Below are 16,323 nucleotides of genomic sequence, written 5' to 3' on the forward strand. Positions count from 1 at the left end.
AGTTAGCGACCGTCCCCTCCGTTACCGATGACGTGCGCCACGGGCGCAGGGTGACGGGAGCCGGCCTCGCGATCGTTTATAGTTGAATTCGACGTCAAGTTCAATAGATCTCTGGGGGAGGGCGGCTCGCGGCTGCCGTTGCCGGAAATGCTCGTGCTCTCGACCTTGACAATCACCTTCCGCGGTTTAAGGCTGACCGACCAGTCGGTATGAGGGGGCGGATCGTGACCGAGCTGAGCATCTCCACTCCTGCGGGCGTGTTCGACGCGACCGTGGAGGGTCCGCCCGAGGGCCGCCCGGTGCTGCTGCTCCACGGCTTCCCGCAGACGCGGCTGGTGTGGCAACGGCAGATCGCGGAGCTGGCCGCGCACGGCTACCGGGTGGTGGCACCCGACCAGCGTGGTTACTCCCCCGGGGCCCGCCCCGAACGGCCCGAGGACTACCGCATCAGCGTCCTGGTCGACGATGTGGTCGCGATCACGGAGGAACTGGGCTGGGCGTCGTTCGACCTGGTCGGCCATGACTGGGGAGGCGCGGTGGCGTGGTGGACCGCCGATGCCCACCCCGGCCGCGTACGTACCCTGACAGTGGTCTCGACCCCGCACCCCGGCGCTCTGGCCACCACATTGCGTACCGACCAGGACCAGCGCGAACGATCGCAGTACATGATCGCCTGGCGTGAGACGCCCGCGACCGAGGGGCGCATGCTCGCAGGCGATGCCGAGGCACTTCGCGCCACGTACGCCGGAAAGGTCCCGCAGGCCAGCGCCGAGGCCTATGTGCGGCACCTGTCCCAGCCGGGTGCTCTCACCGCGGCGCTGAACTGGTACCGGGCCGGCCGCCCCGACGGCGCGATCGGTGTCATCGACGTGCCCACGCTGTACGTCTGGAGCACACAGGACAGCGCGTTCGGCCCGGCGGCCGCGCGGGAGACCGGGCAGTGGGTCAACGGGCCGTACCGGTTCGAGACCCTCCAGGGCGTTAGCCACTGGATCCCCGAGGAGGCACCCGAGACGCTGAGCCGCCTGCTGCTCGAACATCTGCGAGCGCACGGCGAGTACGGAACCACGGCGAACACCCCGTCGGCCGACTCCCAGAAGAGGTGACCCATGAAGACAGCGCGAGCAGCCTGGCGACGGCTCGAGCCCGTACACGGCATGATCTACTTCGCCCCCGAGGGAAGGCGACGGTACGCGGACCTCGGACTGAGCGGTCGCGCCGGGTACTTCGCCTCCCGGAGCGCCGCCTTCGGCCGAGCGTCCGCCGAGCTGGTCATCTCGACCTTCTACAACTTCAACCCCGGTCTCGTACGGAAGGCGGTCGACGGGGTCTGGGAGGCGGCAACGCCGCAGCAGGTGCTGGACGCGCGGCACGCCGCCGCGAGCGAGGCTCTGCGACGGGCCGGGATCCACGAACTCCCCGCTTTGGACGAGGTCCTGGCGCTGACCCGCACGGCCGCCGAGGCGGCCTGCGAACACGCGCAGGGCCGACCGCTGTTCGCCGCGCACGCCGCCCTGCCCTGGCCGGAGGAGCCGGTACTGCAGCTGTGGCACGCTCAGACGCTGCTCCGGGAGTTCCGTGGAGACGGCCATGTCGCGTGCTTGCTGAGCGAGGGTGTGGGGGGCTTGGAGGCCCTGGTTCTGCACGCTGCCACCGGTGAGGTTCCCGTCGACTTCCTCAGGGCAAGCCGCGCATGGCCCGAGGAGGAGTGGGCCGACACCCAGGAGCGCCTGCGCACACGAGGTCTCCTCGACGGCGACTCCCTCAGCCCGGAAGGCGTACGCCTGCGCCAGCACATCGAGGACCGCACCGACCGCCTGGCCCTGCCCGCCTACGCCGCCCTGGGTGACGCCGACTGCGAACGTCTCGCCGAACTGGCGAGCCCCTTCGGCCGCGCCGTCATCGAAGCCGGGCTCCTCAAGCTCGGCTGAGCGCGCGCTTCACGCCCCCTCCGCTTCGCGCTTGATCTGCTCGAACTGGGCGGCCATGGCCTCGCAGAGCGCACTCCATACCCAGCTCACGCGCTACCCGAGGAAGCTGAGCCGCACCTGCCGGTCCGGGTTGTCGTGGTTGGTGTCCACCAACCTCCGCTGAGACAACCCCGACCCTATTCCCCGGCACGGGCATACCGAACAGCTGCGACCGCGGGCCCGAGAGGGGGCAAGCACCTTGGCTCATTCGTCCGGGCAGGCCCCAAGGCAAAGTCCGGCCGGCCGAAGAAAAAGGTCTGCCTCAGAAGGAGCGTTGGGCATTCGCAGCGGGCTGCCCGCTTGCGTGCGGGCAACCGAAGCCGTCCGCAGCACTGCAGTGCATGCCACCCGCCCCCTGTAGGAGGCCGTGAAACGGCTGCTCAGCCAACAGGGCGTGTGGTCCTGGACGCCATCCTCCTGATTCGACGCGGACGCGCAGACCGCCCGGGCGTAGGCTTCGCTCAGCATGGACGCGGCGGGGGGCGGAGTACATGACGGCTGAGTCAACACCGAGGTGGGGGTCGACCCTCGATTCGGTCGTGGTGTACGCGCAGGGCGCGGTCTGCCACCGCCTGGCCCGGGGCGGCGTGTCGCCTGACGGCCGGGTGCGGGTGACGGGACTGCCCCGCTCGCTGGACCCGGGCTCGCTGCGGGCCCGTGTCCTGGGCGCCCCCGGGGTGCGCGTCACCGAGGCCCGGGTGGAAGTCGAGGCCGAGCCGCTCGGCACGGGCACGCCCGACGAGTTGCGGCGCGAGGTCGAGCGGCTGAGCGACGAGTACGCGGCGGCGCAGGGACGCCGGGACCGGCAGCTGAGCCTGATCGAGGAGGTCAGGGCTCTCCACCCGGTCCCACCTGCCCGCAGGCGCGAGGACCCGCACCGCCTCACCCCGGTCGACGCGTGGCTGGAGCTCGCCGACTTCGTCGACGAGCGGCTGACGGGACTGCACAACCGCCTCGTCGAGCTGGAGGAGGCACTGCGCTACGTCGAGCACGAGCTCACCGTCGCCGCCGACAGGCTCGCCCGCGCCTCCACCGACGCGCCGTCAGCGCACGTGGAGACCACGGTCTGCGCGGTCCTGACCCTCGACGGCACCGGTGACGCGGAGGTGGAGCTGGAGCTGGAATACGGGGTGCCGGGCGCCGTCTGGGTGCCGGCCTACCGTCTCACTCACCGTCAGGGCGACGGCAGCGGCCGTCTGGTGCTGCGCGCCTCGGTCGCCCAGCGGACCGGCGAGGACTGGACCGGCGTGCGCATCGCCCTGGCCACCGCCGATCTTCGGCGCCGCACCGACCTGCCGAGGCTCCGCTCGATCCGGATCGGACGCAGTCAGCCCGCCCCCGCGCCTTCTGGCTGGCGCGAGCCCCCGGCCGGGCTCGTCGACCTGTTCTCCGGGTACGACGCGGCAGGCCCTGGCCCAGCCACGACCGCCGCACCCGCGGCTGTCGGGGCCGGCTCCGCGCCCGTGGGCGCCGCGGGCGGCTCCGCGTCCGGTCCCGTTCCGCCACCACCGCCTCCCCCGCCGCCGGCACCGCAGGGCTACGGCGGTCCGCCGGCCGCAGTCCCGGTGCCCGGCGGCGCAGACGGCGCTCCCCCGGAAGTCTTCGGCGGCGGGATGCCCGCCCTCGCGCAGCCCGCCGGGTCGCGACCGGGCGACAGGCCGCGCACCGGCGGCAGGTCCTTCGCGGGTGCCCCCGCCGCCATGGCGCCCGCGGCTCCTGGCCGGGCTGCCCCGCCACCCCCTCCGGCACCGGTAGCCGGTCCCCCGCAGCCGAGCGGCGCCGAGCTCGACTATGCCGCCCTTGTCCTGTGCGGCCCCGACGAGCAGGGCGGTCGCAGAGGCCGGCTGTTTCCCGACTCTCCCTTCGACCCGGTGGCGGCCGAGTACCGCCGCCGCGCCGAAGCGGTGGCCGCGCTGCCGTTGCCCGGACAGGCCGTGCGGCCCCGCGAGTCGGCGGGTTCCTTCGACCACCGCTTCGATGCCACCGCCCGCGCCGACATTCCGTCGGACGGCACCTGGCACACCGTCACCGTCGGCGAGATCCCGGTCGGCCTGCGTACCGAGTACCTCTGCGTGCCGTCCGTGGAGCAGACCGTGTACGCGACGTTGGTGCTCTCCAACGCCACCGACCAGGCACTGCTGGCCGGCCCGGTGGAGGTCACCGTCGACGACGACTTCCTGCTGACCGCCGCACTGCCCACGCTTGCCCCCGGCGGTGTCCGCCGGGTGGGGCTCGGGCCGGCCGAGGGCATCCGGGTCACCCGCCGTACGAACCTGCACGAGTCGACCTCGGGCCTGCGCAACAACACCACCGTGCTCGACCACCGCGTCCACGTGGAGCTGGCCAACCGGCTCGCGAGGCCTGTCACCGTGGAAGTCCGCGAGCGGGTGCCGGTCACCTCCGAACCGGACGTCCGGATCGAGGAACGGGCCGACTGGACAGCACCCGAGGAAGGCACGGGGCCCGATCGACATGCGCCGGGCACCCGCGTCTGGCGACTGGACCTGCCCGCAGGCGCCACTGCCGCCTTCGACGGCGGCTACGAGATCCGCATCCCGACCGGCAAGGCCCTGGTCGGCGGCAACCGCAGGAGCTGACACACGCCATGTCCACGGCCCCGAAGCCGATCGCCCTCCCCGTCACCGCCGTCACGTGCCTCGAGGATCGCGCCCACATCGAGCGCGCCGTCGTGCTCGACCTGGAGGCCGGGGTCCAGCGGCTGCGTCTCGGGCCGGTCAGTGCGCTGGCCGTCGACCGGACCCTCCATGCCGAGCTGACCGCCGATCACCCCGCGACCGTGCTCGACGTGCGGATCGTCCGCAGCTGGACGCCGCGCGGGCCGCTGCCGTCCACCGACGACGACTCCGCCCTGCGCCACCGCGTACACACCCTCGAAGAGGAGCGGCTGACCCTGGGGCAGCGACGCGACCGGCTGCATGCCCGCCTTGACCTGCTCGGCCGCCTCGCCGCCGATCTGCTGCGGGAGATCGGCGAAGGCGCCGGCTCCGGGGAGACCGAACGGCCCCGCTGGGCTCGCGAACTGGACCGGGTGGACGACGAGCGCGACGCGCACGGCGAGCAACTCCGCACCGTGGAGGCCCGGCTGGCCGCCCTCGCTGCCGAACTCGGGGAAGCCCAGCGGGCCATGCACCTCTCCGAGGAGGAGCCCGCCGAGCTGGTCGGCCATATCGAGTTGACCGTGGAAGCCGCGGTCGCCGGGCCGGTCGGGCTGCGCCTGAGCCACCTCACCCCGTGTGCGCTGTGGCGGCCCGCCTACCGGGCCGTGCTCGACGGGGACTCCCTGACACTGGAGACCGACGCGATGGTCTGGCAGCGCACCGGTGAGGACTGGTCGGACGTACGGCTGACATTGTCGACGGCCCGCTCGGCGCTGGCCACCGATCCGCCACGGCTGGGCGACGACCGGCTGACGCTCAAGGACCGCTCCGCAGCGGAGCGCCGCACGGTCGACGTCGAGCTGCGCGAGGAGGAGATCGGGGCCCTCGGCCCGGCCCCGGTGCTCGGCCTGCCGGGGGTGGACGACGGCGGCGAGGCGCGGGTGTTGAGATCCCCCGCGCCGGTCTCGGTGCCCGGTGACGGCCGCGCCCACCGAGTGCTGCTCTCCGCATTCACCACGGCCGCGCCCAGTGAGTACGCGTGCTCACCGGAGTTGTCCCCCCTGGTCACCCAGGTGGTGCGGTTCGACAACCTGTCCGGCCACGCGCTGCTCGCCGGGCCCGTGGACCTGGTCCGTGGCAGCGGATTCAGCGGCCGCGGCACGCTGGACTTCACAGCCCCCGGCGCCCCCGTTGAGCTGGCCTTCGGCAGCTGCGACGACTACAGGGTGGTCCGGCATGCCGAGGAGTCCCGCGACTCCGCCGGAATCACCCAGCGGACCGTGGTCACCCGCACGGTCCGGCTGCACCTGTCCCGGTTCTCCGCCCCCGGGGAGCACGGCGAGCGGGTGGTCGTCCTTCGGGAGCGGATCCCGGTCTCCGAGGTCTCGGCGGTGGAGATACGCCTGCACAAGGATTCATGCTCCCCCGCGCCCGACGTGGTCGACGCCGAGGGCATCGCCCGCTGGGACGTCTCCCTCCCGCCCGGCAGCCGCCGCACGGTCACCCTGGTCTACGAGCTGTCGGCGAGCGCCAAAGTCACCGGGCTCTGAGCTCGGTGGGCCGCTGCACGCCTGCTGGTGCAGGCCTGATCCTGGCTCCCGCCCCCAGCCGGGGGCCGTCTCGCACACCCGAAGGACATGAGGGCCGGTCACCGCTGGGGCCGCCGGTACGCGGCCTGTCGCCCGGTCGCGACCGGCCGCTGCGAGGGCGGGCCTCCCGCCTGCCGACAGCACGTACGCCCGGATGCCGGGTACGGCCGCTACCCAAGGAAAGTCAACCGCACTTGACGGTTGGCATTGTCTTTATTGGTATCGGCCAAACTCCGTTAGGGCAACGCCACACTACCCCGAACTGGGCACTCCACATGGTTCGTCGTCGGGAAGGCATGGAGATGGCGGGATCCCCGTAAAGACGCAGGTCAAGGCGGAGCAACGGTCACGAACTGCCAGAGTCGGGCAGTTCGGCGGGCAGTGCGTCGTATTCCTGCTCGACGGCGGGCTCGCCGGAGGAGGGGAGCAGTTGCGGGATGCCGTCGACGATCGGATAGCGGCGGCGCAGGCGCGGATTGTAAAGAGCGCCCCTGATCTCGTCGAGGATCAGCGGACCCTTGTCGAGCGGGCAGGCGAGGATCTTCAGCAGCGGGTTGTCAGGCTTCATGGCCGGGTTCCTTCGGAGGTGGAGGTGTCCGCGTCGTGTCGCGGCATGGTGAGCAGGACCGTTAGGGCCAACGCGATGCCGCCGAGGCGCAGCAGCAGCCGCAGCGGGTCCTCGGGCAGTGGCTCGCCGAACGCGATCGTGCCACTGACGATGGTGAACACGCAGGTCACCGTCGAGCAGACCGGGACGATCAGCGACGCGCGGCAGCGCTGCAGGGCGGTCTGGGACAGGACCAGTCCGCTGATTCCGGTGAACAGCAGAAGGTACGGGTAGGGGGAGGCGAGCAGGGCCGGCACGGAGCCTTGGAGGTCCGAGGTGCCCAGGTGCCCGGAGATGCCCTTGATGGCGAGCGAGCTGACCCCGTACAGCAGACCGACCGCCACCGCGTAGGCCACGCCGGTGGTCGGCTGCCGGTGACGCCGGCGGGCTCGCCGTTCCGCGGCCGCGTACAGCAGCAGTCCGGCCGCGAGTGTCGGCACGCACAGTGCCAGCAGGAGACCTGCTGGCGCGCTGCGGCTGATCTCCTCGCTGCTCTCGTACAGCGAGGACACCACCATGACCAGCGCCAGCCCGATGACGGCCACCGCGCGCTGCTCACGGCCGGAGGGGCGCTCGCCGAGCACCACCGACGAGAGCACCAGCAGGAGGGCCAGCCCTGACAGGAACAGACCCTGGGCGGCGGCGATCGGCAGTGTGCGGTAGACGGCCAGTTGGGCGGCGAACCCCAGGGCGAGCGCCGTGGCCCCGCAGATCCACAAGGGCCTGCCGGCCAGCAGGAGCAGGGCCCGGCCCGGCTGTGCGGCGCTCAGCGGCGGCATGCCGGCCAGAGCCCGCTTCTCCAGGACGAAGCCGGTGCTGTACAGGACGTTCGCCGCCAGTGCGGCGGCCACTCCCCACACCACGGGCTACACCTTCCTCGCGTGAACCAGGAGGATGGAGGCGAGGGACGGCAGTCGGCAGGCCAAGCGGTCCAGCGGGCGGAGCGGGCGCGGCACTCCGTGGAACGGCGCACCGGCGACCGTCACCACCTCGAACCCGGACGCCGCCACGAACTCGCGCAGCGCGCGCGCCGTGTACAGCCGCAGATGGCCCACCACCTGGCTGCCCGGCCTGCCGTGGATGCGGCGCAGACTCACCTCGGAGAACACCGGTTGGACTCCGGCGAGCAGCAGCCCGCGGTTGTACCAGGCGGCAAGGTTCGGCGTGGAGAGCATCAGATGCCCCCCGGGTCGCAGCACCCGGTGCAGTTCGTCGAGGGCGCTGTCGGGGTCGACGAGGTGCTCGACGACCTCGCTGAACAGCACGGCATCGGCGCTGCCGGAGGCGAACGGCAGCCCACCGCCGGTCAGCTCGCCGCGGACGACCTGGCTCAGACGCGGCGCCGCCCGGCGCAGCGCGTCCTGCGACCAGTCGACTCCTACGATGCGGTGCCCGTTCAGTACGCGGGCGGCGGTCGCGGCCGCCGAGCCGTCACCGCAGCCCACGTCGAGCACGGTGGCGGCCGGGCGGCCGGGCCCGGCGGGCCCGAGCGCATCGGCCAGCATCCGGGCCTGGCGCAGGCTACGGGCCTCGCCGGAGGCGACGGGGACGGTGGGGTCCTCGTAGAAATCCCGCAGCCCGGGGACGGGCCGGCTCGGCGAATGCACCGGTGCCTCGGGCGATTTCCCGGCGGCGGAGCCGTTGGATGAGGGGGTCATGACGGCCTCCCACGGTTCTCCCGGGCGGAGCGGGCTCCACCCGGTGTCGGGTCCGGACGCAATGCGTCGCGGTCGTACGGCCCGCCGGGCCGGCATGCCTTGTCCCGAGCTCCGGGCGCCTCGGGGTCCGGAGCGGTGGCGTCCGCCTCCGGAATGTCGGCTTCCGGCCCAAAACCCCAAGCGTTCGACCCGGCCCGGGTGACCTGTGACGTCGTCGAAAGCGACTGCTCGAACAAGCCTGCCAGGTGCGCGCCCGCCACGTCACCGAGCAGCGCCCGCGACCAGCGCAGCGTCACATGCAGTCGCCCGTCGGTGGAAGCCGCCGCCACGCTCAGCCCGCGCGGCATCCGCGCCGGTGCGGAGAACCACACGGCTTTCGCCCGGCCGGCGTCACCGAAGTCCAGCGAGTACGGAACGCGTCCGATATTGGTGACCAGCGCCGTCGACGTCCAGGGCGCCGCCGCCCGCCGCGCGCCACGGGTGAGCGCGCCCCGGATTCCGACCGGCAGCAGCCGCGCGGTCAACAGGCCCGCCCCGGAACCCAGCGGCGCACCCTGGGCCGACTTCAGCGCGCGGGTGCGCCGAGCGGTGGTGCCCAGCAACCGGGCCACGGCCGCCAGGTCCGGCCGCTCACCGAGCAGCAGGTCCGTGTCGCGCGGGTCCTCGGAGGTCATGGCCACCTCGGCGAGCCGGGTTCCGTTCCCCATCGGCATCTCTCTGCCGCGCGGACGGTCGTCGACGGGCATGGTGATCCGCACCGGACCGGCCGGCCTGCCCTGCGAGACGTTCCAGCGGCCCACCATCAGTGACGCCGCGACCAGCAGTTGGTCGTTGACGGTCCACGGCGCGAGACCGCCGGTCCGACCCACACGCGGCGGAACGGGCAGTTCCGCCTGCAGCATGCCGTTGCCCGCGGCGCGGGCGCGCACCGGCTCGGGGCGGGAGTCCGGCGCGACTCGCACGGGCCGCGCGCACACCGCGAGGCCCGTGCCGTCGGTCGCGGCCGGCCCCGAGGGGTCCAGCCGAACCGGCCCGGGGACGGGGATCGCGGCCGAGCCGCCGTACCGTTCCGCGGTCGTGGCGAGCACCCGCAGCCCGGACCCGGCGTCGAGGGCCGTGTGATGCATCGTCAGCAGCAGCACGGTCCGGGTCGCCCCCGGCACACCCGCCTCCGGCGGCTCACCGGCGGCCGTTCCCCCGTCCACCTCGATGACTTCCAGGCGCATCGGCGGCGACAGGGCCAGTGACGGGCATTCCGTCAGGGCTCGCGCGCGGGCGCGGCCCAACGCGTCGGGTCCCGGCCGCGCGAAGCTCACCGGGTCGCTGTCCGGTTCGCCCGTCAGCTCCCACGCGAAGGACTGCCGGTGCCAGCGGCCGGGCACTTCCCGCATCAACACCCGGGGGTGCGTCAGCAGCGCCCGCCGGAACGCGGTCCGCAACCGTGCCGGGTCCAGCCGTCCGGGCAGATGGACCTCGACGTGTACGGTCTCCGGCTCGTCGTCACTGAGGCAGTGCCGCGACACCTCATCGATGATCGGAAAGGGAAGCCGGACCCCGCCGGGAGGGGTTGCGGTCCCCCACCCGGCGGCGGTTCGCGACGAGGTCATGACGGGCCACCGCCTCCCGGATACCAAGGAGACGGCTCGGGCCAGTCCCCGGCGCCGGTGCTTCCCTGCTGGGCCGTGACCATCTCTCCGGCTTCCGGCGCGTCGGCACCGCCATCGTCTTCCCGACCGGCGACCGCGGACGCCGGGCTTACCGCCGTCACCAAGGCGGCGGACAGGGCCACCAGTGCCAGTACCTGGGCGAAGGCGCTGAACGCGCCTTGCCCGGCGGCAGCCGGCTCCCCGGCGCCGACGGCCGCGGCGATGCCCGCTCCGGCCATCGCCACCGCGGCGATCGGCACCGGGACGGCCGGCCGGAACCGGGCCGCCACGGCGAGTACGGGCACCACCAGGGCCAGCGGACCCGCCGCCACCGCGACGACGGCGGTCAGCGCCAGCGTCCCGAGCAGCATCCCGGGGGCCGGCGGTTCGGGCAGCTCCGCGTCCAGGCCGGTGGGTCCGCCGACGTTGCGCCTGCGGCCCACGAAGGCCAGTGCGGCCAGCGTGGCGAGCGCGATCACACCGCCGATCAGGGCGGCCCGGTACGGCCTGGAGGGCTCGAACTCCAAGTTCACCGTGCCGGACGCCCCGGCCGGGACCACCCAGGCCTGCTGCCAGCCGTCGAGCCGCACCGACTCCAGCTCCGTGCCGTCCAGGGTGGCCTTCCAGCCGTCGTTGGCGTTCTCGTAGGTCTGCAGGTACGTGGCCTCGCCGGAGCCGGCCGACACCGACACGGTCCGGCTGTCGTCGGTCCACTTGGTGACGGTGGCCTCGCGGCCCGCCGCTCCCGCGATCTCCTGCGGGGTGCCCTGGGTCAGCGTGACGTCGCTGATCGCCAGCGGACCCGCGTCACCCGCCTCCACCTCGTGCTTTCCGGCCGGAAGGTCCAGGGTGCCGTCCTTTTCCTCTCCCGCGCAGAGTGCGACGGTGACGGGACGCCGCTCGGTGAGGTCCCGGACGGATCCGGAGGCCTTCGTTTGGTGCAGGACGCCGCCGACGGCAAGGTCCGGGCCCTCACCGCACGGCAGCGAGAAGCGCGCGGACGGCTTCGGAGGCGGCACCCGCAGGTCGGCCAGCGCGGGAACGTGGACCTCACTGAGCCCGACCGGCAGCTGCAACTGCGCGTCCGCCACCGGATTGTGGACGGTGAGCGGGGCGACCCTGCTGACGGTGATGTCGAGCCGGTTCGTCTCGATCTCCGGGAAGCGCACCCGCCCGTTCTCGTCCACATCAGCCGTCGCGGCGCCGTGCGGCGAGCTGATCAGCACCTGCTCGGGCCGGGTGGACACCCCGCCCGCCGACGCCAGGATGATCTCGTCAACCTTCTCCTTCTTGGGCCAGCTCAGGTGGACGACCGGCCGGTCGCCCGCGATCCAGGCGGTCGTCAGATCACCGTCGACCAGGTTGCGGGCGCTGAGTGACATGCCGTTGCGGCTGGTGGAGTCCGCGGAGGCCGTCACCCGGTTCTTCGATCCCGGAGCCGAAAGGTCCAGCAGTTCGTCCAATGGGCCGCCGGGCACGGCGACGGCTCGCGCCGACACCTTGTACTCGCCCGATTCCTGGGTGCTGAACTGCCGGTGCAGTCCCACCTCGGCCGATACGGGCGACAAGCCGCCCGCGTCGGTGCCGCGGTGCAGGGAGTACACGGTCGCCGCCGCGTCGGTGCGCTTCGCGTCGGCGGGCAGCGCCAGCATGCGCGTCACCTGCACATCCGGGATCGACACCTCGGAGAAGCCAGCCCCGGACAGGCCCGGCCGCGCCTGCTGCGCGGCAAGGACGGTGATCTTCATCCAGGAGGCCTCGCCGACGGGCGCCTTGACGGTCTGCGGCTGGCCGTTCGTCTGCAGCGGGCTTTGGGCCGAACCGCGGTCGGTCTCGATCCGCACCCGCGTGGGCGCAGCGCGCATGCTGTCGCCCGGGAGGGGCGTCAGCTGGATGGAGGCCGGGATGTCGGTCGGCCCGGAGAAGTCCACCTTGAGCCACTGACCGGCCGGCTTGCCCGGGCTGCCCTCGGCCCACGCGGTGTCCGGGTTCCCGTCGAAGGCGTTCACCGGGTCGTACTGCGGCAGGTGGAACAGCCAGTTGCCGCTGCTGGAGGCCGTCACGGACGTCGCGCCGCGCAGGTCGGCCGTCGTCTGGTGATCGGTGCCCTCCGACGGCAGGATCTGCTTGGGCTTCTCGCCCGGGTTCTGCAGGCTGCCGGAGTGATTGCGCTCGTCCGGGGTGTAGGTGTACGAGGTGTTGTTGTTGACCAGGCCGAACCGGGTGTCGGCTCGGCGCAGCCCGTCCGCGACGGCCTTCACCGGTGCGGTGACGCCCTTGGGAAGACTGTCCCCGGCCAGTACGGCCGGCCGGTCGGCCATCGAGGGATCGGCCGACAGCTGGAGCAGCGCCTCGGGTCCGCCACTGACCACGGCCGTGTCGGCCGCGGCCGACACACCGACCCTGTCGGGACGCCTGTCGCGGTCCTGCGGCTGATAGATCTCCACGGACTGGAGCCGCGGATACAGCCCCTGCACCTGCAGCGGGGTGTCGGCGGCGATGCGCCCGCCGGTCACGAGCGGGCCGAACCCTGCGACCTTGCTGTAGCCGGACGATTCCAAGGTCCGTTTCACCGTCTGCGGCGGGACATATCCGATCTGGTCGGGGTCGAGGTCATTACGCACGACCACTTCGTGCATGCCGGCCCGTGCCAGGTACGCCTGAAGGCCCGGAACCTCGGTGCCGGACAGCAGCGCCTGCTCGACGGCGTCCGTCGCACGGCGTGAACCGGGTGTACCGAAGGGGACGAAGTCACGCTGTGCCCAGGGCGTTTCGGCCAGCACGTCGAACGGCTGGTCGATGGGGGAACCCCAGGTGTAGATGCCGTGCGCCGTCGCCGGTACGACCATGGCCCGGCTGTTCGGGGCGTTGTCCTTGAGCCAGTCGGCAGCCTTCTCCCAGTGGGTGGGCAGCTTGGTGAAGGCGCCGGGCTGCAGGATCGAGCCATTGAGGTACGGCAGGGCCAGGCCGGGCAGTACCAGCACCGCCACCACCGCGGGTGCCCAGCGGCGACCGGGAAGTGCGCGAGGACGTCTGCTCACGGAGAACACAGCCGTCAGGTGGGCCAGGCCGAGGGCGAGCGCGAGGGCCAGTCCCGGCTGGAACTTGTAGATGTTACGGAAGGGCTTCAGCGACCCGTTCAACCACTCCTGCACGACACCGTGGAACGGACCGCCGAAGGCGCCGCCGTACCCGGCCAGCGTCATCAGGACGACGGCCAGGACGGTCAGCAGCAGCCAGCGGCGCTCCGGCAGGTCCCGGCGGGCCAGGCCCGCCAGCCCCAGTGCCGCGGCGAACGCCGAACCCAGGACGGTGATGACGGAGGCCGCGACGGTCCAGCCGGCCGGCAGCCATGCCTCACCGAAGTTGAGATACGCCACCCAGTTGCCGGCGCCGCGCAGCAGCTCGGTCGCGGACATGGTGGCGGTGGTGGTCTCGGCCTGCTCGACGTACGGCATGAAGTTCTCGCCGTGGATGGCGAGCAGGAGCAGCGGCACCACCCACCACACGGTGGCCAGCACGACGCCCGGTATCCACCAGCCCAGCAGCGCGCGCCGACGCCGGCCGGCCGGGCGGCTGAGCAGGTACAGACCCACGGGCAGCAGCGAGGCCAGCGTCGACGCGGCGTTCACGCCACCCATGAAGGGGATGAGCATGGCCGAACGTGCGGCGGCCATACGGGGGCTCAGCGCCGCGGAGGTCAGCGGCAGCAGCACCCAGGGCAGCAGGGCACCGGGCAGCGCGGCGGCGGAGGTCGAGCCAATGACGATCGTGAAGGTGGGCCACAGCGCGTATACCACCGCACCGAGCAGCCGTGTCGCGGGCGTGCCCACACGCAGCCGTTCGGCGAGCCTGAGCGCACCCCAGAAGGCGGCGGTCACGATGATCGACAACCAGAGCCGCTCGGCCAGCCACACCGGCACCTGCAGCAGGTCCATGAACGCGTAGTAAGGGAGCGCCGGGAAGGCGTAGCCGATGTACTGGTTGGCTATGCCGCCGAGGCCCGCGTTGCCGTTCCACAGCGAACCGAGGTCGCCGAGGAAGCGCCCGGGGTCGAGGGCGACGCCGAGCTTGGTCTCGAACGTCATCTTCCCCGGTGACACCGCGAGGAAGGACACCAGCACGACGGCCCAGAAGCCGAAAAGCAGACCTCGTCCGCGCGGCGCCCCGGACGCCTCGGACGGCGTCGGGCCGGGCTGCGGCGCCCGGGTGGGCGCCTGGACCGTAGTGGTCATGACCGTTCCTCGCTTCGCTTCCTCATGGGCTTCGCCTGAGAATCAGCAGCAGATTCCAGGTGGCGATCTCGCGGAGTCCCGGCACCCGGGTGATCGTGCTCGCGAAGAATGGCCAGTAACGGGACCGCGCAGTGACGATTTGCACGTCGTCGCGGCCGCGGACGTCCCGCAGGGTGGGACCGATATGGACGGGGAACAGGTTTTCGCCGACCGTGTGCTTGGCCTCGCGGCCGGTGCGCCGCTCGTAGCGTTCGCGGGCCCGGTCGGCCCCGAGGTAGTGCCACGGCGCTGTCTCGTGACCTCCCCAGGGGGAGAGCCAGTTGGTGAACGACAGGTAGATCAGTCCGCCGGGGCGGGTGACCCGCACCATCTCGCTGATGAACGTCTGCGGGTCCGACACGTGCTCCAGCACATTGGACGAGAAGCACACGTCCGCCGCGCCGTCGGCGAGCGGCAGCAGATAGCCGTCGGCGAGCACCGCGTCCTCGGTCACCGGGCCGCGGGCGCTCAGCTCCCGCAGGTCGGGCTCGAAGAGGTAGCTCCGCGCGCCGTGGCGGCGGAACTCCTCGGTGAAGTGGCCGCTGCCGCCGCCGATGTCGACGACGATCTTGCCGGGCAGGTCGATGTGACGTGCCACTTGTGCGACCGAGTCACGGGCCAGCAGGGTGTAGCACCGCTCGGGGGCGCTCTGTTCGCGCATGAACGCCCGGAAGAGGGTGGCCGATCGCCGCAGCGACGGATCCTTGAACGCGCGTTCGGTGACATCAAAAATGGCCGCTCACCTCCCGCGTCCCGGGGCGGAGGCGAGCGCCGCGGCCTCGGCGGCGACCGCCTGGAACTGACGGACCGTCGATCTCCAGCGGAAGCGCTTGGCGCGACGCGCGGCGGCACGTCCCATGGCTGCGCGCCGGTGGGCACTGAGGGACAGAGTGCACCACGCGGCGGCGAACGAACTCTCGCCCCGGGCCAGCACCCCGGTCTCCCCGTCCTCGATGGAGTCGCACAGGCCCGGTATGTCGAAACCGACTGCGGGAGTGGCCCGGGCGGCGGCCTCGGTGACGACCAGCCCCCAGCCCTCGACGAGGGAGGGGTGCAACAGCAGCCACGCCTCGCACATCAGCCGGTGCTTCTCGGCCTCCGACACCCGGCCGGCGAACGTCACACCGGGGCCGGCCATGGCTTCCAGCCGCTCCCGTTCGGGGCCGTCACCGACGATGACGAGCCGACCGCCGGTGACCGGACGGACCCGCTCCCACAGCCGCAGGAGCAGATCGATGCGCTTGTACTCCACCAGTCGGCCGACGGCCAGGAACAGCGGTTCCTTCGCCTCGGGCAGCAGCGCGCCGGGGTCTTCGACGCCGTTGTTGACGATCCGGATGCGGTCCGCGGCCACGCCGATGCCGCGAAGCTCGGAGGCGGTCGACTCGGAGACGGCCACCATCAGGTTTGCGCGGTGGGTGCCTGCCAGCGCCCAGTGCTCCAGCCTGCGGCCGAGCCGGGCCGCCGGGCCCGGGTAACGCATCTGCCAAAGATCGGTGTGCACATGGTTGACCAGGCACAACGTCGGTCCGTGGTGCCACAGCGGCGCCAGGTACGGCATGCCGTTGCACACCTCGACCAGCAGGTCGCAGTCGCCGACCTCGCGGGCGAAGGTCTTCCTGGCGCGCAGGAAGTGTCCTGCGTCACCGCCCGCGGAGACCACCCGGTAGTCGCGTTCTGCGGCCGGGCCGCCACACACGAGCGTGACCTCGTGGCCGCCGGCGGTCAGACCGCCGGCTATCCGGTCGATGAGCAGTTCCGAGCCGCCGGCGGCCTGGTTGCCCAGGTCACGGCGGGCGAGGAAGGTGATCCGGCGCGGCAGAGGTTCCGCGACGGGTGCGATGTGCGGGTCATCGGCGAGCGAGTTGGTGACTGCGCTGCCGGTGCGGGCTTGAGCGGGGACGGAGTCCTCCTGGCCGGAGGCCAGAGCGGACGCGTGCTGGGGCATAGAGGTGCTCCAA

Annotated in this window: 11 protein-coding genes; 4 read left to right on the plus strand and 7 right to left on the minus strand. The window is 72.3% G+C overall.

Annotated features, from left to right (window positions below):
* Positions 1-224 precede the first annotated feature (224 nt).
* The 4 genes from ACZ3H8_RS18110 to ACZ3H8_RS18125 all read left to right on the plus strand — a co-directional run bounded on the left by ACZ3H8_RS18110 (position 225) and on the right by ACZ3H8_RS18125 (position 6,138).
* The gene (locus tag ACZ3H8_RS18110; RefSeq protein WP_467402844.1) at positions 225-1,106 is read left to right on the plus strand and encodes an alpha/beta fold hydrolase; all 882 of its coding nucleotides are present in this window, start codon (positions 225-227) and stop codon (positions 1,104-1,106) included.
* A gap of 3 nt (positions 1,107-1,109) precedes the next feature.
* Positions 1,110-1,931 carry an SCO6745 family protein gene (locus ACZ3H8_RS18115; protein WP_467402846.1) on the plus strand — a complete coding sequence of 274 codons (822 nt, stop codon included), beginning with the start codon at positions 1,110-1,112 and terminating at the stop codon, positions 1,929-1,931.
* A gap of 530 nt (positions 1,932-2,461) precedes the next feature.
* Positions 2,462-4,567, plus strand: coding sequence for a DUF4139 domain-containing protein (locus tag ACZ3H8_RS18120; RefSeq protein ID WP_467402848.1), 2,106 nt, complete (start codon positions 2,462-2,464; stop codon positions 4,565-4,567).
* A gap of 8 nt (positions 4,568-4,575) precedes the next feature.
* Positions 4,576-6,138 carry a DUF4139 domain-containing protein gene (locus ACZ3H8_RS18125; RefSeq protein WP_467402850.1) on the plus strand — a complete coding sequence of 521 codons (1,563 nt, stop codon included), beginning with the start codon at positions 4,576-4,578 and terminating at the stop codon, positions 6,136-6,138.
* A 385-nt stretch (positions 6,139-6,523) separates the two neighbouring features.
* Here the strand turns inward: ACZ3H8_RS18125 and ACZ3H8_RS18130 are convergent, their stop codons facing one another.
* From ACZ3H8_RS18130 to ACZ3H8_RS18160, 7 genes are all read right to left on the minus strand, one after another.
* On the minus strand, positions 6,524-6,745 hold the full coding sequence (locus tag ACZ3H8_RS18130) for a Trm112 family protein (protein WP_467402852.1): 222 nt from the start codon (positions 6,743-6,745) through the stop codon (positions 6,524-6,526).
* Positions 6,742-7,647, minus strand: a complete 906-nt coding sequence (locus ACZ3H8_RS18135; protein ID WP_467402855.1) for a DMT family transporter — start codon at positions 7,645-7,647, stop codon at positions 6,742-6,744. The genes ACZ3H8_RS18130 and ACZ3H8_RS18135 overlap by 4 nt, the downstream gene beginning before the upstream one ends.
* Before the next feature lie 3 nt (positions 7,648-7,650).
* A complete protein-coding gene (locus tag ACZ3H8_RS18140; protein WP_467402857.1) occupies positions 7,651-8,442 on the minus strand; it encodes a class I SAM-dependent methyltransferase in 792 nt (263 codons plus the stop codon).
* The gene (locus ACZ3H8_RS18145) at positions 8,439-10,049 is read right to left on the minus strand and encodes a condensation protein (RefSeq protein ID WP_467402859.1); all 1,611 of its coding nucleotides are present in this window, start codon (positions 10,047-10,049) and stop codon (positions 8,439-8,441) included. Before ACZ3H8_RS18145 ends, ACZ3H8_RS18140 begins: the two co-directional genes overlap by 4 nt.
* The gene (locus ACZ3H8_RS18150; RefSeq protein WP_467402862.1) at positions 10,046-14,323 is read right to left on the minus strand and encodes an alpha-(1->3)-arabinofuranosyltransferase domain-containing protein; all 4,278 of its coding nucleotides are present in this window, start codon (positions 14,321-14,323) and stop codon (positions 10,046-10,048) included. The genes ACZ3H8_RS18145 and ACZ3H8_RS18150 overlap by 4 nt, the downstream gene beginning before the upstream one ends.
* A gap of 22 nt (positions 14,324-14,345) precedes the next feature.
* Positions 14,346-15,023, minus strand: coding sequence for a class I SAM-dependent methyltransferase (locus ACZ3H8_RS18155; RefSeq protein ID WP_467402864.1), 678 nt, complete (start codon positions 15,021-15,023; stop codon positions 14,346-14,348).
* A 78-nt stretch (positions 15,024-15,101) separates the two neighbouring features.
* Positions 15,102-16,310 (minus strand): glycosyltransferase family 4 protein, encoded by a 1,209-nt coding sequence (locus tag ACZ3H8_RS18160; RefSeq protein WP_467402866.1) that lies wholly within the window; start codon positions 16,308-16,310, stop codon positions 15,102-15,104.
* Positions 16,311-16,323 lie beyond the last annotated feature (13 nt).

Source organism: Streptomyces sp. NPDC002868 (assembly GCF_055563295.1).